A 25551-nucleotide genomic window follows, 5' to 3' on the forward strand; every position below is an offset into this window, starting at 1 on the left:
TGAGCAATATTGCCTAACTCAACGCCCAGACTGCGCGTTTTGTCCTTCGGTGTCAGTGTCGTCCGGCATTTCACCAGCCGCTTTCAGCGACGCCAGCAACGTCCGTTGAGTCCGCAATTCGGCCAGCATATTGCAGAAAAGAGCCCCTTGCTCAACGGCGTCATCCAGCGCGACATGTGTATGCGGGAGTTCATCGAACCAGTGTTTCGGTAAACGCGGTTTGATCGCCTTCCGGTATGGCAGGTCGGTCAGTGCGAATGCGAGCGTTTTGATGTCGAGCGCCGACCATGAGAACGGGCAGCGTTCAGCGAAACGCATCATGTACCAGAACATGTAGGTGAAATCGAAACCCGCCGGATACGCGACGAACACTGGTTTGCCGGGCAATGCCTCGACCCATTCCACGTATGCGCGTAGTGCCGTCAGCGGTTGCTGCAGGTCGGTCCGGCATGCGGCCCATGCCTCGGGTTGGGTTTTCCACCACGCGGCTTGAATCGGGTGAGGCGCGGCACCTTCCAGCGTCTCAAGATTGGCCGAGAACGTGCCAATCAGTTCCTTGTGTTCCGTATAGGCCGCCGATGCAAAACTCAGCATGGAGTGCGGTCCGGGGATAGGTCCATCAGCTTCGACGTCCGTGCTGACGTAAATTTCGGGAATGGCGGTGGTAGTGCTCATGCGCTCATCCGGTCGGCGACAAACGGGTTGGTGCGACGTTCATGCCCGAACGTGGACGTGGGACCGTGGCCTGGCACGAACGTGACGTCGTCGCCTAGCGGCCAAAGCTTTTCCTGCACGGAGCGCACGAGGTCAGCATGGTTGCCGCGCGGAAAATCTGTCCGGCCGATTGAACCCGCAAACAGCACGTCGCCCACCAATGCCACGCGATTCATGCGGCTGAAGAAGATCACATGGCCCGGTGTATGTCCGGGGCAGTGGTAGACCTCCATGGTTTCGTCGCCAAACTGAACCGAGTCGCCATCTTGCAGCCACCGGTCGGGCGTGAAGGCTTGCGCGTCGCCGAAGCCGAAGCGTTTGCTTTGAGCCGGCAACTGTTCAATCCAGAAAGCATCTTCGGTGTGTGGTCCATGGATCTCTACGCCGTAGTGATCCGCGAGCGCCTTTGCTCCGCCGCAGTGATCCAGATGCCCGTGCGTGAGCAGCACCTTGTCGACGGTCACCTCGAGTTGTCCTGCTGCGCTGATGATCCGCTCGACTTCGCCGCCTGGATCGACGACGACCGCACGGCCCGTTGCTTCGCACACAACGATCGAACAATTTTGCTGGAATGGTGTCACGGGAATAAGGGCGACCTTCATGGCTGGACAACCGGGGACGTGTAAAAACGTCCATTGTAACGGGCGAAAAGCAGCGCTGCGGCCGCGCATCAGGCGTTAGCCGAACGGTCGGAATATGCCTAAAAAACAGGCACAATCTGCAATTTTTACGTCAATGGAGAAAATGAGTAACATTTTGTTCGTCTCCGGGCGGTCCCCCTGTGGGTTTGGGTATAATCGGTCCACTTGTGCATGGTTTGAACATGCCATCAATGGGCAATGAGAAACACGAGTAGCGCGTTTTTACAATTGTCATCAAGTACGCAATTCGGAGCAGAGATGCTTCGAAATCGCAATCAAGCATCGGTTTCGGCCGATGTACACGTCTTGTCCAGCCAGGTGCGATGCACCTGCGAACGGCCTTAGCTGCCGTCACGCTGGATGGGGCCTACGCCGCCGTTCCTGCGCTGTTGAACGCGCAAGAACGTGTGATCCACGTTCGATGGCGGCATGTGGGGTCTGGTCAGGCTGCCGGGGACAGGTTGCGCCAGACGTGAAAACTAACCGGGCATTTGCGGCGAGGTACGCCGCACCCGAGCACTGGCTCGCCGTTCGATTTTTCGGGCGGTGTGTGTCTGTGCGCGGAAAGCCTTGAGCTGCCTACGCACGTCCGCGTTTTGTCGGATGGTTAGGGCGGCTCTAACCGTTGATTACACGTCTATGAATGTACGACTAACCGGTCGTTTCGGGAGTCTTTTGGTCTTTGCAATCCTCACGGGTTGCGCCATGCCGCCAAGCGGCAGCGATCAGGCCAGCGCGCTGAAAACCGGCTCGCGGCTGACCACTGCAAACAACGCTGCGAACCTGGGCCGAGGCCCGGCGGGTGCCGCTGCACCGCTCGCTTACGACTCCCAGCTGAATGCATTGCCTTCGTCAGCCAGCAATTCGTCCAACACATCCTCGCTCGCCAACGCGAAGCCCATCACTGCCGGACCTGATGTCAGCGACTTCGAGCAGCAGGGCCGCGCCTCCTGGTATGGCCGCGGTTTCCATGGTCGCAAGACGGCCAGCGGCGAGCGCTATGACATGCACGCGCTCACCGCAGCGCATCGCACGTTACCGCTGGCTTCCTGGGTTCGCGTGACCAATGAGGCGAATCAGAAGACGGTGGTGGTCAAGATCAACGACCGCGGCCCGTACGCGCGTGGCCGCGTGATTGATCTTTCCTATGCCGCCGCCGCAGTACTGGGCATGCGTGGCGCGGGTGTCGGAAAGGTGAAGATCGAAGGCTTGACGCCGCAAGAAGCGCGGGCGGCGGCACGAGATCAATCGCTGGCATCGCTTAACCCGGTCGACTGATTATCGTCAATTTGTTGCGTAAGAAAAATGGGCCGTTTCGACGGCCCATTTTTTATTGCCTGGCGCGTTTGTCCCTATTTGCGATCTCGTTCCAGCGCGTCATTCCCGCTCGTTTTCGCCCTGTTCTCCGCGTGCTTTATCCATTGCCAGCGCCCTTGTGTAAAGCGCGTTGCGCGATGCGCCCGTCAGCGTTGCCGCCAGTCTTGCAGCGCTGCTCACCGACAACTCCTCCAGCAAAGTCGCGAGCAACGCGTCATGCGCGTCGTCCGCCGCCTCCTTCTGCGGCGCGCCTTCCACTACGAGAACGAACTCGCCGCGTTGCCGGTTTGCATCGCCGGATAGCCACGTTGGCCCTTCGGCCAGGGTGCATCGATGGATGCTCTCATGTAACTTGGTCAGCTCACGGGCAATCAGCAATTGCCGCTCGCCACCGAACGCGCGCTCGAGCGCCTGCACGGTTTCCACAATCCTGTGCGGCGCTTCGTAGAACACGAGTGCGGGCGTGTGGGTGAGCAGCGACTGCAATTGGGTGTCGCGTTGCCTGGGTTTGGTGGCAAGAAAGCCGATGAACGAAAACGTGTGAACCCATGCGCCGGCTACGCTGAGCGCGGTGGTGAGGGCGCTTGCGCCCGGCAAAGGAATAACGGGAAAGCCCGCTTCGCGCACGGCATCGACCAGTCTCGCGCCGGGGTCGGAAATACCCGGGGTGCCTGCGTCGGACACGCACGCAATGCGCTCGCCATTGCGCAGATGCGCGATCACGTTCTCGGCGGCGCTGCGCTCGTTGTGCTCGTGTACCGCGATGGTCGGCTTCGAAATGCCATAGCGCGACAGTAGTTGCGACGTGTTCCGCGTGTCCTCGGCGGCCACCCGGTCGACAAGTCCGAGCACATGCAGCGCGCGCACCGTAATGTCCGCGACATTGCCGATAGGCGTCGCGACTATATAGAGCGCGCCAGCCGGAAACTGCTGGCCAAGGGCCAATTCGGAGAGTGGAGTCATGAGGGCGGGTGGCATGCGGAGGACGTCATTGTGCCACGCGATGAGGGACAACTTTTTGGGGAACGGGGTGTCGAAAACAATCGGAAGCGCGTTCGAGCAACGCGCGCTTGAATATCTGCAGCGGCAGCGCCTGCGTTTTGTCACCCGCAATTTCGCTTGTCGCGGTGGCGAAATCGATCTCGTGATGCGTGAGATCGGCAGTCAGCGCGCCCTCGTGTTTGTGGAGGTACGCGCGCGGCGCAGTCGCCAGTTCGCGGCAGCGGCGGCGAGTGTTGGCGCGCATAAACAGCGGCGGCTGGTGCTCGCAGCGCAGCACTACCTGATGACGTGGCGCGGGGCGTTGCCCGTGTGCCGCTTCGACGTGATCGCGTTCGACGCGGGCCGTATCGTGTGGTTACGCGATGCTTTTCGCGCCGATACGTCGTGAAAATGGCCGTATCTTAAGTGACGCGGACAGCGAGTGCGGTAAACTGCGCGGAGCCTGCGCGCCGGATTGATCGATGTCTCAGGTTCAGTCGTAGCGCACGAGCGCGTGGCGGCGAACCATGGATCGTGAGGCGCCGGAGCTCAAGTATTGAAGTGGTGAAGCATCGGCTTGAGAGACCTTGGCAGCACGTCGCCAAAGCCGGCCGCCGAAGCCAGCCATCGAAGCAAATCATCGAAGCAGTCCGTCAATGAACTACCGCGCATGGCGCGGCCGAGAACCGAGAGTCGATGTCCGTCGAACGTATCCAGCAACATTTCCGCGAAAACGCGGCAGTCCATCGCGAAGCACTCGACACGCTTGCTTTCCCCGTCGCCGCAGCCATTGACGTGCTGTTCGGCGCGCTCGCCAACGGCTCTCGGATCCTCACGTGCGGCAACGGCGGATCAGCGGCTAACTCACAGAGGCTCGCGTCTGCGCTGGTAGGGCATTTCGAGCGTGAGCGGCCTGGCTTGCCGGCCATTGCACTGGACGCAAATGTCCTGACGCTCACGGGCATTGGCAACAACTCGGCGTTTGACGAGATTTATTCGAAGCAGATCCGCTCGCTCGGACAAGCCGGCGACGTTTTGGTAGTGATCTCCACGTCCGGCAACTCGGTCAACCTGCTCTCGGCGATCCAGGCCGCGCATGAGCGCGAGATGTTCGTGATCGCGTTGACAGGCGCGGGCGGCGGCGTGATCAGCGAAGTGCTCGCCGATACCGACATCCATATCTGCGTGCCGTCCGAACGGCCGGCACGAATCCAGGAAGTCCATCTGCTAACCATTCACTGTCTGTGCGACGGCATCGACGCGATGCTGCTGGGCGACGAATGATTTTTAAGGGGAACGAGTTGATGAAAACGACACGCGTCAGGTCGACGCTAGCCAGAGCCACGCTGCTGGCGAGCCTGTTGTCAGGCGTCGCGCTGACCCTGCAAGGTTGCCCGCTTGTAGTTATCGGTGCGATGGGCGGTGCAGTGGGCGGCGGTACGCTCGTCGCCACCGACCGGCGTACGCTCGGTGCGCAAACCGAGGACCGCGAGATCCAGGTGAAAGCCAAGACGCGCATCGGTGAAAGCCTGCCTGACGAGGCGCACGTTAGCGTGACTGTGTTCAACCGGCGCGTGCTGCTGACCGGCGAAGTACCGACTGAACAATGGAAGCAGAAGGCCGAAGAGGTGGTGCGCGGCATCAACAATGTGAACAGCATTGTGAATGAGCTCGCTGTCCAGGGAGCGAGTTCGTTGTCATCGCGGACTAACGACGCCTATCTCGAGAGCCGCGTGAAGGGTGCGATGGTCGGTGAGAAGGATATGCGGGCGAACTTCTACAAGGTGGTGTCCGAGCGCGGCACGGTGTATCTGCTGGGCCTGGTCACGCGTGATGAAGGCGCAGCCGGCGCGAATGTGGCGGCACAGGTGCCGGGTGTTACACAGGTGGTCAAGGTATTCCAGTACATCAAGCCGGAAGATGCTCAGGCGCTGTCGGCTGCGGCTGCATCGGGCGCGAGCGCGCCGGTGGTAACGCCCATCGACAGCGATCCAACCGTCGGCGCGGTACCGGATTCGTCGGTAAGCTCAAAGCCGCTCGATGGACAGGCGCCGGTCATGAACTCCAACGTGCATCCGGGCAATCCTGCGCCCGCAGCGAAATGAAGCGGTGGTTTTGTATGACCGTGTTCGCGATGGCGATCACGGCCGCGACCGGTCAGGGCGTGCTCGCGGCCGACGCACCGGCTGCTTCTTCCCCCGCCGATGCCATGAGCGTCGCGCGCAAGAATGCCTGCATGGGATGTCACGCGGTGGACCGCAAGCTGGTGGGGCCATCGTTTCAGCAGATCGCCGGGAAATACAAAGGCAACGCGCAAGCGCAAGCGCTGCTTGAAACCAAGGTTAGGGACGGTGGCAGTGGAGTGTGGGGTGTCCTGCCCATGCCGTCGCATCGATCCATGAACGGGGCAGATATCAAGACAGTGGTTGGCTGGATTCTCGCGGGTGCGCCGTCCAAATAAGTGCGTCTCAGGCGGCTTTTGGGCCTTGTCAGACGGTCTTAAGGCTGTGCTAGAATCAAGAGGCAGTGGGGGGGTAGCTCAGCTGGGAGAGCGTCGCGTTCGCAATGCGAAGGTCGGGAGTTCGATCCTCCTCCTCTCCACCACGGTTACTTTTACAGTACATGACGTGATGTTAAGAAGCCCGCACAGCGCAAGCTGTGCGGGCTTCTTTGCCTCGCGGCCCTTGAGAAGGACGGCCGAAAATGATTCTGCGCCTACGACATTTCCCGATGCGAAACATCGGCCGCGCTCCGCGCGATAGTCGGTGAACATGTTCTCCCAAAAACTTAAGCCCGCTTTCGAGACGGGCAAGGGCAGCGTCGAGTCGGTACGACATGAGTTCAAACATCAACTCGTTCGTTATCCCAAAAAAATCCCAAAAAAAAAACCGCCCAAAGCCAGAGGCCGTGAGCGGACAAGATCGGAGAGTTACAACGACATCATGCACATTCATGGACTGCGCATGAGATGAAGTATGCGATGCCCGGCGTCGGCGGCGAATACGAAAACTCTTAAAAATTCAGCAAGTTGATTCGTTCGTGCCCATTGTGTCGAAGCCCGGCACGCTGAGGTTTCGGGTGTGGCGGATCGCCATGAACCAACGAAGAGGAAACGTCGAAACGTCATTTACGCAGTGCTGCCTTTCTTCCGGTTCACAATCGCCGTCTCCGACAAATCGATTTCCCGCATCAGCTTGTTCAAGGTTTCGTCGTTGATTGCCTGCCGCGAGCGCATCTTGAGCAACTCCGAGCGCTCCGCCCTCAACGCGGCCATTTTCAGCTTCGTCTCCACCATTTCGCTTTGACGCGCGGCCCGGCGTGGTTCCTCTTCTTCGCCGAGCCCTTCAAGACGCCGCCGATACAAGTTCATCACGCGCGCCGCCGTATCCGTGCAACGCGCCGACGCCGCCTCATCCATCTGCTCGCTGAGATTTTCCTGAGCGGTATCGATAGCGCGAATCGCGGCCTGCGCCGCATGTCGGCGCGCGATGCGTTCCTCGGCCGCGTGCGGATCGCCGCGTCGTTTCAGGCCGTTCAGCAGCAGCGGCAAACCCACCACCCCAATCAGCAACGACATCAGGATCGTCCCGGATGCAATGAAGATGGCAAGATCGCGCCCGGGCAATTGCATGCCGTTCGGCAGCACTTCGGGCAAGGACAACACGCCCGCGAGCGTAACCGCGCCGCGCACGCCGCCGATGGTGGTCATCGCTACCGTGCGCACGCCCGGCACCGCGTTCGCCACGCCGTGTTTCGCGGCGCCCCGGCTCGCGACCCAGCGCAGCACCCATACCCATGCGAAACGCAGCCCGTACAACGCGATCACCACCGCAGCCACATAACCGAGCAGCAAGCCGACTTGCTGAAGACCGTCGTGATGCGCTTCGATCAACGCGCGTCCAATAATGTGCGGAAACTGCAGCCCGAGCAGGATGAACACCATGCCGTTGAACACGAATTCGATCATCGTCCACGTGCTGGTCATGCGGATTCGTGCCGCCGTGGGAATGCCTTCGCGCAGGCTCTGGAAGTTCATCATCATCCCGGCCGATACCGCCGCGAGAATGCCCGAGCAACTGAAGCGCTCGGCAATGAGATACGCCGCGAACGGAATCAGCAGGGTGAGGACGACGCCGGCGGCGGGATCGTCGTCTTCGGACAACTTCACGACCCGCCCAGGAATGGATGTCACGAGCCAACTGATTGCCGCGCCGATCACCAGGCCGCCCACCGCAATCAGCACGAAACTGATCGCCGCCGCGCGCAATGAAAACACGCCCGTGAGCGCCGCCGCGATGGCAAATTTCAGCGCGACCAGGCCGGACGCGTCGTTCATCAGCGCTTCGCCTTCGAGGATGTGCATCAGGTTCGCCGGAATGCGGCCCTTGCCGGCAATGCCGCTGAGCGCAACGGCGTCTGTCGGCGATAACACCGCGGCCAGCGCGAATGCGACCGGCAGCGGCATGACGGGGATCATCACGTGCAGGAACCAGCCGAGCGCACCGACGGTCATGAATACGAGGCCTAGCGCAAGCAGCAGGATCGCGCGGCGCTGCATGAAAAATTCGCGTTTCGGGATGCGCCAGCCGTCGGCGAACAAAAGCGGCGGGATGAAGAGCATCATGAATAGCTCGGGATCGAACGTGACATGCAGGCCGAATCCGGGCCACGCGAGACACGCGCCTATCGCGATCTGGACAAGCGGCAGCGGCAGCGTGAAGGGCAACGCGTTGGGCAACAGGCTGGTCGCGAATCCGGACAGCGCGACCGCCAGCATCAGGATCAAGACAGTGAAAACGATTTCCATAGATTTTTGCGATCCGGCAGGAGCGCGGCGAGCCGATAGCGACGCGTCCCTTTTAACGAAGAAGGGGCAAAGTTTATCGTGGACATGTTTAAAGGTTGTCGAAGCGCCCGTCCTGATGTTTTGAGGATTCACGCGGCGCTGGAACGCGCATCGTAATCTGCACCGTATTGGTGCATCTGCGCGCTCCGCTGCGAATTCGGCGTCTCGTGGCGGTGCACATCCGCGCGTGCGCTCTCGAAACACTTGGGCTTGCGTTAGCACGGAGCTTGCTTTATCGAAGGCGCGACGGGACGGGTAGATTCCGCTTGAAGATAAATGAGGGCAGTGTATGAAAGCAGAATTGAGGGCACCGGTTGCGCGATGTCGAGCGCAATCGATTGCGGTGATCGATCACGACCGCGACCATGCCCGGTCGCAAAAACCAGGATCAAATGCAGGCATCCGGACGGGGAAGGCAAGATGGCACTAGCGAATCCTGACAAGGTGAAGCCGGTCTCGCCGCGGGCATTCGAACTGAGCGTGACGTCGGGATTCGACCGGTATTCGGTCGAGCACGGCGCCTGGACGCTGTCGAGCATGTTTCAGCCGGTGTTCAGCCTGTCGCATATGCGGGCGGTCGGTTACGAAGGTTTGCTGCGTGCGCACGACGCGCTTGACCGCGTGGTGTCGCCGCTCGATGTATTCGGCCAGGCCGCGCGCGTAGGCGAGGCGATGCAGGTCGACCGGTTATCGCAGGCGCTGCATCTCGAAAATTTCAATGTGCTCGGCGCGGAAAACGAATGGTTGTTTCTCAACGTTCATCCGGCCGCGTTGACCGAGCCGTATCACATGGCCGCGTTGCTGGCGAATCTCAAGCGCTTGCAGATCGAGCCGCGCCGCGTGGTGCTGGAGGTGCTGGAGCAACGCGCCGACGATATCGAAACGCTCGCGGACGCCGTACTGCATTTTCGCGAGCACGGTTTCCTGATCGCGCTCGATGATTTCGGCGCGGGCCATTCCAACATCGAACGGATCTGGCAACTCGATCCGGATATCGTCAAGCTGGATCGCGTGATGTTGTCCCACGCCGCGCACTCGGCGCATGCCGTGCATGGGACGAGCCACTTGAAGCATCGGCGCAACATGGAAGCGATTCTGTGCGGCGTGGTGTCGCTGCTGCACGAGGCGGGCAAGCTGGTGTTGATTGAAGGCGTGGAGACCGAGCACGAGGCGCAACTGGCGCTTTCGAGCGGTGCGGATTTCGTGCAGGGCTTTTTCTTCGGCCGGCCAAATCCCGGTCTCGCCGATGCCGCGCAGGCGCACACGTTGATGAGCGAATTGACTGAGCGTTTCCGGTTGCAGACGGAAGCGAAGGAACGTCGCGTGGCGGCGCGGCTGCAGCCTTATGTCCGATCGTTCGAGCGCGCGGCGGAACGGCTGGCGGCGGGGGAAGCACTGGAGGAAGTGTGCTGGAATTTCCTCTCGCTGGATAACGCGGCTCGGTGTTTTCTCCTCGATGCCAACGGCCGGCAGGCTGGGCGCAATGTTGTGCTCAGGGCCGATCGCGCGGCGCATGAGGCGCGGTTGCTGCCGCTGATTGATGCGCAAGGGGCGAACTGGTTGCGCAGGCCGTATTTCCGGGCGGCGCTGGGTGACCCGGACAGGGTGCATGTGACGAAGCCGTATTTATCGATTAACGAAGCGCTGCCGTGTGTCACGCTGTCGGTCGAAACGCGCATGGGCGGACAACGGTGTGTCCTTTGCGGGGATATTGACTGGTTTGCGGAGGAGGAAGAGTAGGTCTTTTTCGATTTCCACGGCATTACGAAAATGCCCGCGAATCGCTCGCGGGCATTTTCATTTCTGCGGGATATGGCCTACAGAGTGGCTATCCAACTGCTCAGGGCGCGGTCTTCACTTCGCCACCACCACCGGAATTCCCTTCAACGCGCCGGCCCCTTTCACCTCATCGAGCGACGCCTTCACATACCGCCCTGTCTCGACCGCGATCCCCAATTTCACGCCCAAATCTCGCTCCCGCCGCTTCACCATCGACAGATTCGCCAGCTTCACGTGTCCATAACCGCGAATGCGTTCGTGCAGCAGCGTGAGCGTTTCGACGTCTTTCGCGTTGTCCGGCGTCATCGCTTCAAGCGCGCGCCGGATGGTGATTTCATAGTCCCCAGGAAGCTCGCGTTCCATTTTCCGCTCAAGCGATTTACCGAACGGATCGATGACCGTGCCACGCAGCCCGCGAACCTTCGACATCATCCCAAGCACCGGCCAGAGCCATTGCCCGAACGTCATCTTGCGCGGTTGGCCGCCGTTCTTCGCCTTCGATAAAACCGGCGGCGCCATATTAAATTTCACCGCGAAATCCTGTCCCGCCGTGCCTTCGAACTGCGCTTCCAGTGCGGCGCGGAATGCCGGATCGGAATGAAGCCGCGCGACTTCGTATTCGTCCTTCACCGCCAGCAGCCGATAAAACGTCGAAGCTACCGCTCGCGTCACGGCATCGTTGTGATGTGCCGCTGCAGCCGAAACCAACGTCCGATATCGCGTCACGTAATTCGAACCGCCATAAGCGAGCAACCGGGCTTCACGATCCGCGATCAATGCATCCAACGGCATGGCAGCCATCTCGACCCGCGGCGTAACGGCAGATTTGCGCAGCGCTTCCAACGCATCCATATCCGCAGCAGCCAGTCGGCCGATCGCAAACGCCAGCTTGTTCATCGGCACAGCGACATTGTTCAACTCGATCGCGCGCATCAACGCCGCATGCGACACCGGCACCAGTCCAAGCTGCCACGCATAACCCAGCATCAAAATATTCGCGCCGATGGTGTCGCCGAGAAAACGCGTCGCCAAAGCCTGCGCGTCGCACGTGTTCATGCGCTCAGCGCCCGCCGCATGCTGCATCTTTTCCAGCAGCGATCCGGCGTGAAGGTTCGCATCGGGGTTCTGCACGAAGGTCGCGTTCGGAATCGCGTGCGTGTTCACGACAATCCGCGTGCGCCCATGCCGCACCGTTTGCAATGCGTCAGCGCTCGCGCCGACGACCATGTCGCAGGCGAGCAGCACGTCGGCTTGCTGGGTATCAATGCGCACCTGGTTCAGCAACGCATCCGTCGAAGCAAAGCGCACGAACGACAGCACCGCGCCGCCTTTCTGCGCAAAGCCCATGAAGTCGAGCACGGACGCGCTCTTGCCTTCCAGATGTGCGGCCATGCTGATCAGCGCGCCCACTGTCACCACGCCCGTGCCGCCAACGCCAGTAATCAGAATGTTGTATGGCGCGTTATCGAGTTCGAGTTTGGGCTCCTGCAACGCATCGACGCGTGCCGCGAGCGCTTCAGGATCGAAGACATTGCCTGCGGCTTTCTTGAGCTTCGCGCCTTCGAGCGTGACGAAGCTCGGGCAGAAACCGTTCACGCACGAGTAGTCCTTGTTGCACGACGATTGGTCGATGCGGCGCTTGCGTCCAAGTTCGGTTTCCACCGGTTCCACCGATAAACAATTGCTCTGCACGCCGCAATCGCCGCAGCCTTCACACACGGCTTCGTTGATGAACAAGCGCTTGTCGGGATCGGGGAACTCGCCTTTCTTCCTGCGGCGCCGTTTCTCGGCCGCGCAGGTTTGATCGTAGATGAGTACGGTAACGCCCTTGATATCGCGCAACCGCCGCTGAACATCGTCGAGTTCGCGCCGATGATGGTATGTCGTCCCCTTCGGAAACTGGTCGTGATGGCCGTCGTATTTCTCGGGTTCATCGCTGACGACTACCAGCGTCGCGATTCCCTCGGCTTCGACTTGCCGCGCGATTTGCGGCACGGAAATGCTGCCATCGACGGGCTGGCCGCCGGTCATCGCGACGGCGTCGTTGTACAGGATCTTGTACGTGATGTTGGCCTGCGCCGCAACCGCCTGCCGGATAGCCAGGAGTCCTGAGTGAAAGTAGGTGCCATCGCCGAGATTCTGGAATACGTGCGGCGTTTTCGTGAACATGGAATGCGACGCCCAATCCACCCCTTCGCCGCCCATTTGAATCAAGCCGGTTGTATCGCGCTCCATCCACGACGCCATGAAGTGGCAGCCAATTCCGGCCTGAGCGATGGACCCTTCAGGCACTTTCGTCGATGTATTGTGCGGACAGCCCGAGCAAAAATACGGCGTGCGTTTGACGGTATCGGCGGCGTTCGACAAGATTTGCGGCGCGACGAGATCTACGACTTTATCGCGACGATCCAACGCTGGTTTGTGCCGCGCGAGCCAGTCCGCGAACACAGGCAACACACGCGATGGACGCAGTTCGCCGAGCGCGCTCAGCAGCATTGCTCCGTCCTGCGCGTTCTTGCCGACCACGATCGGCCGTGCGCCTTCCGTGCGATTATACAAATGGTCCTTGATCTGCTGCTCGATGACCGGCCCTTTTTCTTCGATCACAAGGACTTCAGAGAGACCTTCCACAAAGGTATCGAGACGCGTGGTTTCCAGCGGAAACGACAGACCCACTTTATAGATGCGCACGCCGGCGGCATCGAGGTCATCGACGGTGAGATCCAGGCGGCGCAACGTTTCCATCAGGTCGAGATGGGCCTTGCCGCACGTCACAATGCCGACGTTCGCGTGACGGCTCGGAGCGATCCATTTATCGATTGAATGAGTTTTGGAAAAATACCGCACGGCGTCGAGCTTCGCCGCCAGACGCGCTTCAATGGTCAAGCTCGGCAAGTCGGGCCAGCGATTGTGCAGACCGCCTTCGGGCGCGACGAAACCCTCTGGCGCGGGCCACACGGTCTGGAACGCATCGAGGTCCACGGTCGACCCGGACTCCACCGTCTCCGATATCGCCTTGTACCCCACCCACGCGCCCGAAAAACGCGACAACGCCCAGCCGTAGAGACCGAACTCGAGCATATCGGCGATATTCGATGGATTCACGACAGGCATGTGCCAAGCGATCATCGCCTGATCGGACTGATGCGGCATGGACGACGACACGCAGCCGTGATCGTCGCCTGCCACCACCAGTACGCCGCCGTGCGGCGATGAGCCGTACGCGTTGCCGTGCTTGAGCGCATCGCCGGCCCGATCCACCCCCGGGCCCTTGCCGTACCACATCGCAAAGACGCCCTCCACGGTCCGCTCGGGGTCCGACTCCACCCGCTGCGTGCCAAGCACCGCCGTGCCGCCAAGTTCCTCGTTGATCGCGGGCAGAAAACGCACGTCATGTGACGCGAGGAGTTTTTTCGCCTTCCACAATTGCTGATCGACCATGCCGAGCGGGGACCCGCGATAACCGCTGACAAACCCTGCTGTATTCAACCCGGCGGCGCGATCGAGCTGGCGTTGCATCAAGACAAGCCGAACCAATGCCTGCGTACCGGTGAGGAAGATCCGGCCGTGCGCGGCGTTGAGGTTATCGGTGAGTTGGTAGCTTGCTAGAGGAGGACTATCGGCAAAAGGCACACGCGCGTTCATGAGGTCTCCGGCGTTTTATCTTGAATTGAGAGGATGTCGCCATTCTTCCTCGACATAACCGGAAGGTTTTTGCGTTCTTCGCGATCGAACGCTCGTACCAGAAACGAAATCAATCTTTATTGAGATAGAAGAGTGGAAATCACCTGCCGAATGGCTAACGTGTGGTTAACCCGCGCCTCGAAATGCCCGGGAGCGGGTAATCTGGACGCTCTCTGACAAAACCGCGCCACAAAGAGGATCTGCCCATGAAGCTCTACTACTGGCCGAAGACGCGCGCATTTCGCGCGTTATGGATGCTCGAGGAATTGCGCGTGCCGTATGAGTTCGCTTACGTGAACATTCGGGCGGGCGAGCAGAATGCGCCGGCGTTTTGCTCGGTGAACCCAATGTCGAAGTTGCCCGCGCTGGATGACGACGGTGTGTGCGTCGCGGAATCGGGCGCGGTGCTGCTCTATCTCGCCGATAAATACCCGCAAGCGCGGCTGGGCGTTCCGCTTGACGATCCGCTGCGAGGCCGTTTCCTGCAATGGATGTTTTTCACGAGTGCTTGTCTCGAACCAGCAATGGCCGAAAAGATGACGGGCGCGCCGGGCAATAGCGTGAGTTTCGGCTGGGGCGATCTGGGCCGCGTGGAGAAGGCGATTGAATCGGCGCTGGCCGAAGGCCCGTGGCTGCTCGGCGAACGCTTTACCGCTGCCGATATCCTCGTCTCGAGCACGCTGCAGATTGCCTATATGGCGAAGCTGATCGAGCCGGGAGGCGTGTTGTCGGATTACGTCGCGCGCGCCACGTCACGGGACGCGCACGAGCGCGCGGCATCGATCGATAAACAGGAAGCGCAGAAGGTGCCGTCAGCCGCCTCGCAGCAGACGGGCACGGTTAGCGTTAAACCTTGAAGTCCGTTGGGATCAGGGGAAGGTCTTGGGCTTTGGAATGCCCGCACCGGCTTCAATGTCGGCGACGGCTTGCACGTGCGCGGCGCCAATGGCGTCGGTGGGACTCGACAAGCCGTTATCGCCGCCAACGGTTTTCCACGACTGCACGGCTTTGTCGAGATGGCGGATTTCGTATTCGGCGTCCCAGCGCGTCCCTTGTAGTTCGATAGGCCGGACGTGGATGGAGTAGACGCCGTAGAGGAAGAGTTGTTCAGACATGGTGGTTCTCCCGTTCAAGCGAAGCGACGACGATGGCGGCGGCGCGCAATCTCCGCGTCGCCGTTTTTTTATAGTTCGAGTTCGCCGAGGATCCGGTGGGCGAGCGCGCGGGCTTCTTCCAGCGCCTCTTCTTCGGACTGCGAGGTGGCCGTGACGTCGTACTGTTTCGGCTCGGAATCCTCGCCATCTTCGCCGTCGTCCCGCACCAGCGTGACAACGCCTCGAAACTGGCCGCCGGCTACGGCGTGAGCGCCGATCGTCGCGGTGTAGATGCCTTTCGTGTAGATCGTGTCTTCCATGATGCACCTCCAGCAAAGGTTGAAACGATGCTAGCACGCGTATTTATCGCGCGTGTGACCGTCTCTCATTGCCGGGCGGTTGCTATGGATCAGACCTGAATTTCAGGCCTGGACTTCAGGCCAGCAAATTCTCGACTTCTTCCAGCGATGGTGAGTGCGCACCCGACATCCGGCACGCCGCCGCGCCCGCCGCAAGCGCAAAACGCAGATGGTCAGGCCACTCGCCGGAGCGTGCCATCAAGCTGTAGAGCAAGCCGGCAATGGAGGCATCGCCAGCGCCCACCGTATCGGCGACCTCGACTTTCGGCGGACGTGCCTGCCAGCTTTCGTCGCCGACATGCAGCGTAGCTTCGGCCGATCCTCGTGTGACAAGCACGCTGGCCTGCGGGTTAATCGCACGGATTTCGGCGATGGCGTCGGCTTCATTCGAGATAGATGGGAAGAGCTTTTGCAGGTCTTCGTCGGAGACCTTGATCAGGTCGGCAAGCGCGGCCATCTTGCGCAAGGTCGGCTCGTAGCCATGCTCCATCAGGTTTCGATAATTCGGATCGAAGCTGATCTTCACGCCGTGCTCGCGCAATTGCGCGGCGAGACGGGCGAGCGTGTCGCCGAGTGGCTGGCGCACGAGGCTGATGCAGCCGAAGTGCGCCCATTTCACCGAGTCCATCCAGCCGGACGGCAGAAGGGTGGGATCGAATGCGAGATCCGCGCCGTTCTCGCCCATGAAGTAATAGGTCGGGGGCTGCGTCTTGTGGACAATTGCCAGCAGCGGCGGCCGCTCGACGCGCTGCATGAAGCGCATGTCGAGGCCGGCCGCGACGCTGGCGTCCCAGAGTTCATCGGAGAAATTGTCTGTGCCGAGCGAACCGGCACATGCGGTCGGCAAACCCAGGCGTGCGACGGCGCGCGCGACGTTCCAGCCTGCACCGCCCGGCCGTGACAGCCAGTCCGACGGGCCGGTGCGGATCAGGTCGGTGAGGATGTCGCCGGCGGAGACGAATTGGGGGAAAGTTGAATTGGAAGTCATCGTGCTCACCGTTTAGCTTGTTGCTTTCGCTGTCTCTTTGGTCGCGTCGCGGCTTTGTTGCGGCGCGTCCGCTGCGGCTATCGCGTTCAGCACTTCGTAGCACGCGCCCATCGTGTGGTAATCGGTCTTGCCGGCGGGGCTCTTTTCGTCGCCGTACTTGCGGTTGTCGCAGGTCAGGATGCGGAACCACGCGCCATACTCATGATCGACGAAATGCTTCCAGCTATAGCGCCAGAGTTCGTCGTAGCAATCCCAGAATCGCTCCAGACCGGTGCGCTTGCCGAGCAATGCTGCGGTGGCGAAGGTCTCGGCCTGCACCCAGAAGTATTTATCGTGGTCGCAGATGGAGTCGTCAGGGCCGAAGCCGTAATACAGGCCGCCGTGCTGGTCGTCCCACGCGCGGTTGAAGCCTGCGTCGAATAGTTCTATAGCGCGCGGCGCGAGCCACGGCAACGCCCGATGCCGCTCCAGGATCAGCAGCAGCTTCGCCCATTCGGTCTGATGGCCGGGCTGGAAACCCCACGGGCGAAAAATGTTGGAGCTGTCGGATTCGTTGTAATGCCAGTCGATCGACCAGTCGGCGTGGAAGTGCTCCCAGACCAGGCCGTTGCTCAAGCGGGCCTGGCGCAACGTGATGTTGCCGGCGATTTTCTCCGCTCGATCCAGATAGAGCACATGGCCGGTCGCCTCGTACGCGGCCAGCAGCGCTTCGGTCGCGTGCATGTTGGCGTTCTGCCCGCGATACGGCGACAACTGCCAGTCGGGCGTGGCTTCATCGGCGTAAAGACCGGCGCCCGCATCCCAGAAATGCTTGTCCATCAGCTGGAAGGTTTCATCGATCAAGGGTTTGGCTTCATCGATACCCGCCATTGCTGCGTGCGCGCACGCCAGCAAAACGAACGCGTGGCCGTAGCAATGCCGCGTGCCGTCGAGCGTGCGTTTCGCACCGTCGCGCCATTCGATTTCCCAGTCGTAGCCTTCATTCACGGCGTCCCAATGCGCGTTGCGCAGGAACGCGAACGCGTGACGGGCGTTGTCCTGATACTGCTGGCCGCCGAAATGACGAAAGGCCATCGCATGGTTGAAGACGAAGCGCGTGCTGCTTACAAGGTGACGCGTGGTGCGGTCGTAGACCGTGCCGTCATCCTTGAAAAAATGAAAAAAACCGCCGGAGTCGTCGCGGGCGGTTCGTGCGTAGAACGCAAGTGTGTGGCGAACGTGATCGAGGAGGAAATCGCGGCTGCGAAAGTCCGGTTCTGCCGAACCCGCCACGTGCAGAGCGGTTGAGTTCATACCTATGTCTGTGTCCGTGTTATGGCCGAGCTCGCGCGAGGAATCAGGTGCACGGGCACGAGCGTGTCGGTGGTGTTCGCGTCATCCTGGCTCTGAGCCGTTTCCAGCAGCAATTCCACGCCGCGCCGCCCGAGCGCTTCCTTGTCGACCGTGACCGTGGTGAGCGGCGGCGTGCTTTGGGCTGCAGCGGGAATATCGTCGAAACCGACAAACGCGATGTCTTCCGGCACCCGCAAACCGTGCGCAAGACAGACGCGCATGGCAGCGAGGGCCGCTGCATCGTTATAGGCGAAAACAGCGTCGGGCAGCGGTGCGGATTGCGCACGCGCTTGCGCGATCAGGCGTTCCATGGCGTCGGCGGCGGCGACATCGGCGTCAATCGCGGGCTGCGTGGTGACTTCGAGCGTCGGGTTAAAGAGTAATCCCGCTTCGAAATACGCCAGCCGATAACCCATTGCCCGCTGGGAAATGCTGTAGTGCGCCAGCGATCCGCCAATGAACGCAATCCGCTTGCGTCCAAGTGCAAACAGATGCTGCATGGCGAGCGCGGCGCCCCGAGCGTTGTCGACGTTGACAGAGCGGAAGCCCGGCGCACGCAAGTCGATCAATATGACCGGCCGGTTCATGGAGCGCAGATAAGCCAGTAGCTCTGGCTCGATAAATCCCGCGACCGCTACCGCGTCTGGTGCGTGAAGGCGCATTTGCTGGGCGAGATCATGCGTCGGGCCGGCTGTCAGGACCGACGGCACCAGCCGCCGCTCGCGGCAGGCTTCTTCGAAGCCATGCAGCACGTGCGAAAAGAACGGGCTGACCGCGAAATTATTGTGCTGGCGATGCAGCAGGAACGTGACGCGCCGGATTCGAGTGCGCAGCTGGGCGGCGTCGTAGCCAAGTTGCCGCGCCGCTTCCACCACACGTTCACGTGTGGTTTCCGACAAGCCCGGCTGGTTTTTCAGCGCCCGCGATACCGTGCCGATCGACACACTGGCTGCGCGCGCGACGTCGCGAATGGTTGTGGCCATCGGGTTTCTCGTCTCCGCATTGCGTGGATTTGTTGTTTATCGGCGCTGAGGTGTTGTATGCACGTGATGTGTTTACCAACGAAGTCAGGTTCGCATGGTTTCGGCGATTGTATAGTAAACCAGCGCGAAACCTTATCCGTCAAATCTTAGAGAAAACCCGTAAGCCGTTCACTGATAAGGCTTTCAGTTACCTTTATTGTTTAGTAAATGTGGCTGGAAAATTCAACTTAACACTTGTTGGCAAGCACCAAAACTAGCGCGCTTCCCGCTGATAGATAGATTCCGCGTTCGATGACCACACGTCGAGCACCATGTCGTCGTCCTGGTAGCACGACAGCCTCGATAGCGTGAGTTTTGCGCGCAGTTCTCGGTGTACATGATCCCCTGAATGCGGCCAACCCTCGATCGGCCGCCGCCAGTGGCAGGCTATCAGCGTCCCGCCCTCGGCGAGCGAAACAGTCAGCTTGGCTATCAGCCCGGCCAGCTGCGCTTCATTGAGGTAATACGCCACCTCGCTGATGACGATCAGGTTGAACTCGCCGTCGGGCCAATCGTCGGGCATGGCACGCTGCTCGACACGAACGTGTTGTAGATGCGCGACTCGCTGGCGCGCAAGTTCGACAGCGGCAGGATTCAAATCCGCGGCGAGCAGTGTCTCGCAGCGAGCCGCCAGTTCAGCCGTCAGTTCGCCATTCGCGCAGCCGGGTTCATACGCGCGACGGTAATGTTCGTCGGGAAGGGCGGCCAGTGTCAGCGCACGCTTACGCCGCTCGTACCATCGCTCGCGAAGCAGCCAGGGGTCGTTGCTTCCTTGATAGAGACCGGCGAAATAGTCCTGCGCGTTGGGTTCCTGCGCGCGTGGTTCCGGCGCTTTCGGTTCTATCTTCATATCAGCACGACCTCGTAGGGCCGGGTGAGACGTTCGAGCACATGGTCGGGCAGGATGGGTGCGCGACCCGTCGAGCCGTCGGCTTCGATCTGGCTCCGAAACGCCTGGACCGCGTGAACCTTGCGGGCAAGCGTGGCTGCATCCAGCACGATGCGGCGCGCACGGCTCCAGGGCACGCGCGAGTCCTCGGGTGTTGCCCAGTGCCAGGTCCACACCGGGACTTCCACGAACGGCAGGTCAAGCGCACCGGCCACGGCGGTCACGGCGCGGCCGACCGACTCGTGGTCCGGATGGCCATCGAAACGCCAGGTTCCAAACACGATGTCACCCGGTTCGAGATGCACTTTCAGCGCTTCCACCAGTTCCGATTCAAATTTTTCTCCGTCGCCGTCTGGAAGGTGTAGCCGTACCACCGCGACATGTTTCATGCGTAGACGTTGTAGCGCATTGCGCGTTTCTTGCGGACGGGTCGCAGCCAGCCTCGCCGTGGGCCATTCCGTCGAATCAGGATGGCTTGCGGTGCCGTCCGTCACGGCAATGATCAGAACCTTGCGACCCAGGTCGGACAGTTGCGCAAGCAGGCCTCCCGTGCCCAGAATCTCGTCGTCCGGATGTGGCGCAACAATGACGGCGCGCGCGCCTGGCGGCACGAGGATTGCCGGGTCGACTTCAGGCAGGCTCGAGAGCCGCCCGGAGTTTTGCCACGTTGCTTCCGGCGTGCCATTCCCCTTGATGGCGCGGTGGTTTGCCGAGTGAGTTACTACAGGTTCCATGTGCCGCCTTCCCCATTGATAAGTCGTTCAGCAAGCGCGGCTTCATCGCGTTCGGCATGACTCTGCCGGATAAAGACGGGTAGATCGGCCATCAGGCTGGCGAAATGGCGGTTGCGGCAGAGGGGTCCGGCGCCTAGGGCGCGGCCGGCGCGCTCGATGACATCAACCGCCGCCCGTTCCGCGGCCAGGCGGACACGAAAGGCATCGGGCATTGCGTCGGCCTGTGGCTCGCGGTCGATCCGCGCGGCCGCTTCGCGCAGCAGGCTGGCCGTGCCCCAGAGCGCTGTGTCAATTGCACCCAAATGGGCGAGTTTGTACGGGTCGGCGCGGCGCGCGGCATCCTGTTTGACGAATTCCCCGATTGCCGCTGCCGCTCCGAACCAGCATGCAGCAATCCCGCCGCCGCCGTGCCAGAAGCCTGCTCTCTCCAGATACGCCCGCGGCGCGCCGACGCAGGTGGCCTTGGCGTGATCGAAATGGACGTCCACGCTAGCGCTCGCCGACATGCCGACAGCCATCCAGCCATCACACGTGATGCGCACGCCCGGCTGATGGAGATCGACTGCGACAAGAATGGGCTCGTCCCGCTCGTTCCAGGCTGTGACGAGGGCATGGGTTATGGACGCCGCTCCGGAACACCAGGCTTTCGTACCGTGCAACGTGGCGCTGGTTGTGTTGGATGCAGCTTTCGCGGTGAGGCGTGCCGAAGGCGGCTCTGCTGCCCAAACGCCCCACGCCTGACCGCTTTCCGAGACATGTCCTGCACCCAGTTCAGCCATGATTGCGAGCGCGTCCGTATGGCCTTCGAACAGCTTGACCAGTGCGAGATCGCACGCAGCGACCGCCGCGAGCATTCGCCAGCGTTCGAGCGTTGCGCCATGGCCAGGGAGTGGCAGGCGATCAAGACCGGCATTGATCAGGATGTGGAGCGCACGGGCGGTATCAGTGTCCGAGCCGCGCTCGAAGCGGAGTTCACGCAAAAACGGACCGAGAATGGATTCGCTGGCGGCCCCGCCGGTCATTGCTTGCATGGTGGTCATTCCCAACCGCTTGTGTGGATGAAGGCAGGCATGTTGTTGCCCGTTGCCTGGTGCCAGTAACAGCTTGCAAACACAAGTGTGGCAAGGCACATGCCCGATCACCAGTCCGCCAAACGGCATAGGGGTTATGAAGAAACGAAACGCGTTTGCCGGCGCTCACGTCAAGTCATAGGCCTTCAGGCCGAATCGACGGAACACCCAAATGAGCTTCAAATAGCAAAAAAGCCGCACAGGGCGGCTTCATGCTTGGGTAAGTTGGGTCGGGAGAATCAGTCATGCAACGTGCTTTCGCACTATTGCCAGCGGCGGCATGGGCGCCGCGCCTACTAGCGGTCCCAATGGACCTAACGGACTTGCGCGCGGGTGCCTTCTGGCTGCGGCGCCTGCTCGCCGGACATGTCGCGAGCACCCCAGCGTTGCGCGAGTACAGCGCACGTCATCAACTGGATCTGGTGGAAAAGCATCAACGGCAGAACGACCGCACCTACCGCGTGCGAGGCAAAAATCACCTTTGCCATTGGAATGCCCGAGGCGAGGCTTTTCTTCGATCCGCAAAAAATGATCGTGATCTGATCTGCCCGGTTGAAGCCCAGCCGCTTGCTGGCGAACGCCGTCACTCCCAGCGCGAGCGCCAGCAGGACCACATTCACTACGACCAGCCCACCGAGCGTTTGCAGGGAAATGGTGTGCCAGATGCCCTCATTCACCGCTTCGCTGAACGCCACGTACACGACCAGCAGGATCGAGCCTTGATCGACGAAACGCAGAATGCCTCGATTTTTCTCGAGCCATTTGCTGATCACCGGCCGCAGCAATTGGCCTGCAATAAACGGCACGAGCAGTTGCATCACAATATTGCCGACCGTGTGCCATGCGGAACCGGCGTGGCCGCTGCCATCAGTCACCACGAGACCGACCAGCGCGGGCGTGATGAAGATGCCGAGTAGGCTCGACGCCGAGGCGGCGCAAACCGCCGCCGGCACGTTGCCCTTGGCAATGGATGTGAACGCAATGGACGACTGCACGGTGGACGGCAGCGTGCACAGGAAAAGGATCCCCATATACAGCGCGGGCGTGACGAGCGGCGTGAGGACGGGTTTCAGCGCCAGGCCGAGCAAGGGAAATAGCGCGAAGGTGCTGAGCAGTACAACGATGTGCAGACGCCAGTGCGTCATGCCCGAGACGACCGCTTCACGGGAGAGCTTTGCACCGTGCAGGAAAAACAGCAGCCCGACAGCAATGTTGGTCAGCCAGTTGAAGCCGACCGCCGCCGCGCCGCGGCAGGGCAGCAGGCTGGCAAGGATCACCGTGCCTACGAGTGCAAGAGTGAAGTTGTCGGGGAGAAACTTGGGGCGGGTCATCGGGGATTCGCATGTTCATGAAAGTGCATGACGACTTCGGGCGATCACGTTTTTTGCCTTCAAGAGGCGAACGGACACGCGCGAAACCGTCGCGATCGCTATTTTGAGCGCATACCGATTCAAGATGCAAATTCATTTAAGTGATCTATTAATTCCCTAAGTGCATGAATTGTCAGTTTGGGGCACCCGACAGGAGGATGTACAGCGCTGTTTCGGACCATCTGCGGGACTCGTGGTTTGGAATCGAAATCAAGTCGATTTGATAAGACAGAAGCGCCGGGAGTCATCCCGAAAAGCGGCAAAAAACACTGAAGTAACATGGTGTTACAACCCTCAGGAAGACCTAACACTTTTTGGCTCGACTCCAGTCGCGCGGCACAATAAATTGAATGGCAGACTGGTCGACAGGCGCGTTAAGTAGCGTGCCTGATGCTCCGACAATTGACCGGTCGGCGATGCTTGGCGGTATCCACTCTCCGCTGACACGCTCGAACAGAGTCGGACAACTCGCAGTATGGATATGTTGCCCAGCCGATTTCGCTCTATTGCTCGCTTGATCCTCGCCGCTGCGGCCGGTCTGGTTGCGGCGTCGACGCTGTGTGCGTCGTTGGCTTTTGCCGGCGGCAACAACGGCGAGATGTACAACCGCAACACCGGTCAGGCCCAAGGGCAATGGAGGGCCGCGAACCGGCATGCAATGCGAGTGGACGACGTCGCGCGTGGTGCTCAGCCGTTCGGTTATCAACGCGTGGCGGCCGGTTCCGGATTGACGCCGATCAGCGCGGAAGTACGCGGTGGATCGCGCGCCGAGCAGGCGGCGCAATTGCCCACTGGAGGATCGATCCGCGCCGACATTGCACGTTATAACGAAGAGCGCGGCAGCACGCGCCCGTCAGGTCGGCAAGCCGATGACCCGCGCTCGCGCGCGAACTCTCCGTATCGGAATTGATGGCGGAACTTGACGGTTGCACTTGGCGCGTACAGCCGAACGCGTAATCACGCGCGATACCGCGAGAATCAAATCTGCGCGGGGCGCTGGGTGTTAGCTTGCGAAACGCAGCTCGCGAAACGCGCATCAAAAATTCCCGCAGCACCCTCATATATCCCTCGTAGTACCCGCGATGTTCCTCACCCACAAGTTCGAACTGCTGGCTCGACTGGCCCTCGGCTGACCGCAACTTGCTTGCGAGTGCAAAACAAAAAACAATTGTCCCGTCTATGGCAAGCGTCGCAATGACGTAATCCCGCCACAGTTTTATCGCCAGAAGCTCGTAACCATTCCTCTCAAATTTAGCCGCATTAACAATGCTTCGGGCTGGTGTTTCTCATCGCATTTTTATTGTTGCCGGAATGCAGATTGCCCCGGTGCACCGTGGCATATAGCATCGCGGGCTATCGACTTGCAGGTCGGCTCTTCCTGTGAGCATCCTTTTCGCATCGCGTTACATCGGGGGATAAAAGTTCGTCACGCGCAATGTATTCAAACCGCTATAGACAGCATAAGGAAAGTTATTTTTGTCCAGAAAAATGATCCGTAAAGATGGTCTCGCCCTAAGCCATCTGCATGCATAGCGGACATTTATAAGAACAGTCCGATAAAGCGAGGCAAAGTCCTTCGCCGAATCCCGTTTTAACGTTAATACGACAGGAGAGTCCATGAAGCGACCCGTGAACCGCGTGCTTAAGGCCGCGGCCAAGGCTACCGTTACTGCCGGCATGTTCGGCTTGCTTGCCGCCAGTTCCGCCCATGCGCAATCGAGCGTCCAGTTGTACGGACAGGTTGACGAATGGGTGGGAGCCACTAAATTCCCGGGCAGCGCCAACGCCTGGAACGTGGGCGGCGGCGGTATGTCGACGTCGTATTGGGGCTTCAAAGGCAGCGAAGATCTTGGTGGCGGTTATAAGGCGGTCTTCGCGTTGGAAAGCTTCTTTCGCGCGCAGAACGGCAACTACGGCCGCTTCCAGGGCGATACGTTTTTTGCGCGCAACTCGTATGTTGGTGTTGAGTCGCCGTACGGTACGGTCACCGCTGGCCGGCTGACCACGCAGCTTTTTGTATCGACCATTTTGTTTAACCCGTTTGGTGATTCGTACACGTTCTCACCAATGGTGTATCACGTGTTCCTTGGCCAGAGCACGTATCCGACGTACACGACGGACCAGGGTGTTGTCGGCGATTCGGGTTGGAACAATTCCGTTCAGTACACCACACCTGATTTCAGCGGTTTGTCGGGTAGCGCGATGTATGGCGTCGGCAATGAGGCCGGACAAAACGGCGCGAAGAAATACAGCGCGCAATTCCTGTATTTCCACGGCCCGTTTGCGGCGACCGGCGTATATCAATACGTGAATTTCAGCGCAACACCGGGTGACCTGTCGTCGTTCGTGCCCGGTTACAAGAGCCAGAGCGTCGGCCAGTTGGGCGCTTCGTACGACATGAAATTCGTCAAGTTCTTCGCGCAGTACATGTACACGCATAACGATATCGATCCGGGTTCGTTCCACGTGAACACGGGCCAGGGCGGCGTGACCGTTCCGGTTGGCGTGGGTACGGTGATGGCCTCGTATGCGTATTCGCGCAGCAATGGCGGCCTCGACCAGACGCACAAGAGCTGGGCGGTCGGTTACGACTATCCTCTCTCGAAGCGCACCGACGTTTATGCCGCATACCTGAACGACAAGTACACGAGCATGTCGAGCGGCGATACGTACGGCGTCGGTATTCGCACGAAGTTCTGAGCGAGGGGGCAAGGAGGGCGAGCGTTGCGCG

General features: G+C 60.5%; 23 protein-coding genes and 1 tRNA gene. 10 read left to right on the top strand and 14 right to left on the bottom strand.

Annotated features, from left to right (window positions below):
- Positions 1–18: 18 nt before the first annotated feature.
- Positions 19–675, bottom strand: a complete 657-nt coding sequence (locus SBC1_RS00640) for an exonuclease (protein WP_165085539.1) — start codon at positions 673–675, stop codon at positions 19–21.
- Positions 672–1316, bottom strand: coding sequence for an MBL fold metallo-hydrolase (locus SBC1_RS00645; RefSeq protein ID WP_165986913.1), 645 nt, complete (start codon positions 1314–1316; stop codon positions 672–674). The genes SBC1_RS00640 and SBC1_RS00645 overlap by 4 nt, the downstream gene beginning before the upstream one ends.
- Positions 1317–1994: 678 nt before the next feature.
- Between SBC1_RS00645 and SBC1_RS00650 the strand changes: the two genes are divergently transcribed.
- On the top strand, positions 1995–2633 hold the full coding sequence (locus tag SBC1_RS00650; RefSeq protein ID WP_165085545.1) for a septal ring lytic transglycosylase RlpA family protein: 639 nt from the start codon (positions 1995–1997) through the stop codon (positions 2631–2633).
- A 99-nt stretch (positions 2634–2732) separates the two neighbouring features.
- On the opposite strand, the gene rsmI is transcribed toward SBC1_RS00650, so the two are convergent.
- A complete protein-coding gene (rsmI, locus tag SBC1_RS00655; protein WP_165085547.1) occupies positions 2733–3635 on the bottom strand; it encodes a 16S rRNA (cytidine(1402)-2'-O)-methyltransferase in 903 nt (300 codons plus the stop codon).
- Here rsmI and SBC1_RS00660 point away from each other — a divergent pair.
- The 5 genes from SBC1_RS00660 (at position 3634) to SBC1_RS00680 (ending at position 6257) form a co-directional block, all read left to right on the top strand.
- Positions 3634–4062: a YraN family protein gene (locus tag SBC1_RS00660; protein WP_370469576.1), complete on the top strand. Its 429-nt coding sequence runs from the start codon at positions 3634–3636 to the stop codon at positions 4060–4062. The two genes, rsmI and SBC1_RS00660, sit on opposite strands and share 2 nt — an antisense overlap.
- Before the next feature lie 287 nt (positions 4063–4349).
- On the top strand, positions 4350–4937 hold the full coding sequence (locus tag SBC1_RS00665) for an SIS domain-containing protein (RefSeq protein ID WP_165085553.1): 588 nt from the start codon (positions 4350–4352) through the stop codon (positions 4935–4937).
- Between the two features lie 20 nt (positions 4938–4957).
- Positions 4958–5758 carry a BON domain-containing protein gene (locus SBC1_RS00670; protein WP_165085556.1) on the top strand — a complete coding sequence of 267 codons (801 nt, stop codon included), beginning with the start codon at positions 4958–4960 and terminating at the stop codon, positions 5756–5758.
- A 14-nt stretch (positions 5759–5772) separates the two neighbouring features.
- Positions 5773–6114, top strand: coding sequence for a c-type cytochrome (locus tag SBC1_RS00675; protein WP_241201984.1), 342 nt, complete (start codon positions 5773–5775; stop codon positions 6112–6114).
- A 67-nt stretch (positions 6115–6181) separates the two neighbouring features.
- Positions 6182–6257: transfer RNA gene (locus SBC1_RS00680), tRNA-Ala, on the top strand.
- 523 nt (positions 6258–6780) lie between these two features.
- Here the strand turns inward: SBC1_RS00680 and SBC1_RS00685 are convergent.
- Positions 6781–8460: a Na+/H+ antiporter gene (locus SBC1_RS00685; RefSeq protein WP_165986915.1), complete on the bottom strand. Its 1680-nt coding sequence runs from the start codon at positions 8458–8460 to the stop codon at positions 6781–6783.
- A 459-nt stretch (positions 8461–8919) separates the two neighbouring features.
- Here SBC1_RS00685 and SBC1_RS00690 point away from each other — a divergent pair, with 459 nt between their 5' ends.
- The gene (locus SBC1_RS00690) at positions 8920–10239 is read left to right on the top strand and encodes an EAL domain-containing protein (protein ID WP_165085580.1); all 1320 of its coding nucleotides are present in this window, start codon (positions 8920–8922) and stop codon (positions 10237–10239) included.
- Positions 10240–10353: 114 nt separating this feature from the next.
- On the opposite strand, the gene SBC1_RS00695 is transcribed toward SBC1_RS00690, so the two are convergent.
- Positions 10354–13923 carry an indolepyruvate ferredoxin oxidoreductase family protein gene (locus SBC1_RS00695; RefSeq protein WP_165986917.1) on the bottom strand — a complete coding sequence of 1190 codons (3570 nt, stop codon included), beginning with the start codon at positions 13921–13923 and terminating at the stop codon, positions 10354–10356.
- Positions 13924–14168: 245 nt separating this feature from the next.
- On the opposite strand from SBC1_RS00695, the gene SBC1_RS00700 reads away from it, so the two are divergent.
- Positions 14169–14819: a glutathione S-transferase family protein gene (locus SBC1_RS00700; RefSeq protein ID WP_165085585.1), complete on the top strand. Its 651-nt coding sequence runs from the start codon at positions 14169–14171 to the stop codon at positions 14817–14819.
- 12 nt (positions 14820–14831) lie between these two features.
- Here SBC1_RS00700 and SBC1_RS00705 read toward each other — a convergent pair whose 3' ends face one another.
- From SBC1_RS00705 to SBC1_RS00745, 9 genes are all read right to left on the bottom strand, one after another.
- Positions 14832–15077: a hypothetical protein gene (locus tag SBC1_RS00705; RefSeq protein ID WP_165085588.1), complete on the bottom strand. Its 246-nt coding sequence runs from the start codon at positions 15075–15077 to the stop codon at positions 14832–14834.
- Between the two features lie 68 nt (positions 15078–15145).
- The gene (locus tag SBC1_RS00710; protein WP_165085590.1) at positions 15146–15376 is read right to left on the bottom strand and encodes a hypothetical protein; all 231 of its coding nucleotides are present in this window, start codon (positions 15374–15376) and stop codon (positions 15146–15148) included.
- Between the two features lie 115 nt (positions 15377–15491).
- Positions 15492–16403: a carbohydrate kinase gene (locus SBC1_RS00715; RefSeq protein ID WP_165986919.1), complete on the bottom strand. Its 912-nt coding sequence runs from the start codon at positions 16401–16403 to the stop codon at positions 15492–15494.
- A 12-nt stretch (positions 16404–16415) separates the two neighbouring features.
- Positions 16416–17696, bottom strand: coding sequence for an AGE family epimerase/isomerase (locus SBC1_RS00720; protein WP_165986921.1), 1281 nt, complete (start codon positions 17694–17696; stop codon positions 16416–16418).
- Between the two features lie 2 nt (positions 17697–17698).
- Entirely contained in the window at positions 17699–18718 is a 1020-nt protein-coding gene (locus tag SBC1_RS00725; RefSeq protein WP_165085597.1) for a LacI family DNA-binding transcriptional regulator, read from the bottom strand.
- Positions 18719–18971: 253 nt separating this feature from the next.
- Entirely contained in the window at positions 18972–19607 is a 636-nt protein-coding gene (locus tag SBC1_RS00730; protein ID WP_165986922.1) for a class I SAM-dependent methyltransferase, read from the bottom strand.
- Complete coding sequence (locus tag SBC1_RS00735) at positions 19604–20380, bottom strand: PIG-L deacetylase family protein (RefSeq protein WP_165986924.1); 777 nt, start codon at positions 20378–20380, stop codon at positions 19604–19606. The genes SBC1_RS00730 and SBC1_RS00735 overlap by 4 nt, the downstream gene beginning before the upstream one ends.
- Positions 20368–21411 (bottom strand): acyl-CoA dehydrogenase, encoded by a 1044-nt coding sequence (locus SBC1_RS00740; protein ID WP_243830256.1) that lies wholly within the window; start codon positions 21409–21411, stop codon positions 20368–20370. Before SBC1_RS00740 ends, SBC1_RS00735 begins: the two co-directional genes overlap by 13 nt.
- A 353-nt stretch (positions 21412–21764) precedes the next feature.
- The gene (locus tag SBC1_RS00745) at positions 21765–22781 is read right to left on the bottom strand and encodes a bile acid:sodium symporter family protein (RefSeq protein ID WP_165986926.1); all 1017 of its coding nucleotides are present in this window, start codon (positions 22779–22781) and stop codon (positions 21765–21767) included.
- Positions 22782–23295: 514 nt separating this feature from the next.
- Here SBC1_RS00745 and SBC1_RS00750 point away from each other — a divergent pair.
- Positions 23296–23730 carry a hypothetical protein gene (locus SBC1_RS00750; protein WP_165986812.1) on the top strand — a complete coding sequence of 145 codons (435 nt, stop codon included), beginning with the start codon at positions 23296–23298 and terminating at the stop codon, positions 23728–23730.
- A 767-nt stretch (positions 23731–24497) separates the two neighbouring features.
- Complete coding sequence (locus tag SBC1_RS00755; RefSeq protein ID WP_241202061.1) at positions 24498–25520, top strand: porin; 1023 nt, start codon at positions 24498–24500, stop codon at positions 25518–25520.
- Positions 25521–25551: the final 31 nt, after the last annotated feature.

Origin of the sequence: Caballeronia sp. SBC1, from assembly GCF_011493005.1 — a bacterium.
Classification (GTDB): domain Bacteria; phylum Pseudomonadota; class Gammaproteobacteria; order Burkholderiales; family Burkholderiaceae; genus Caballeronia.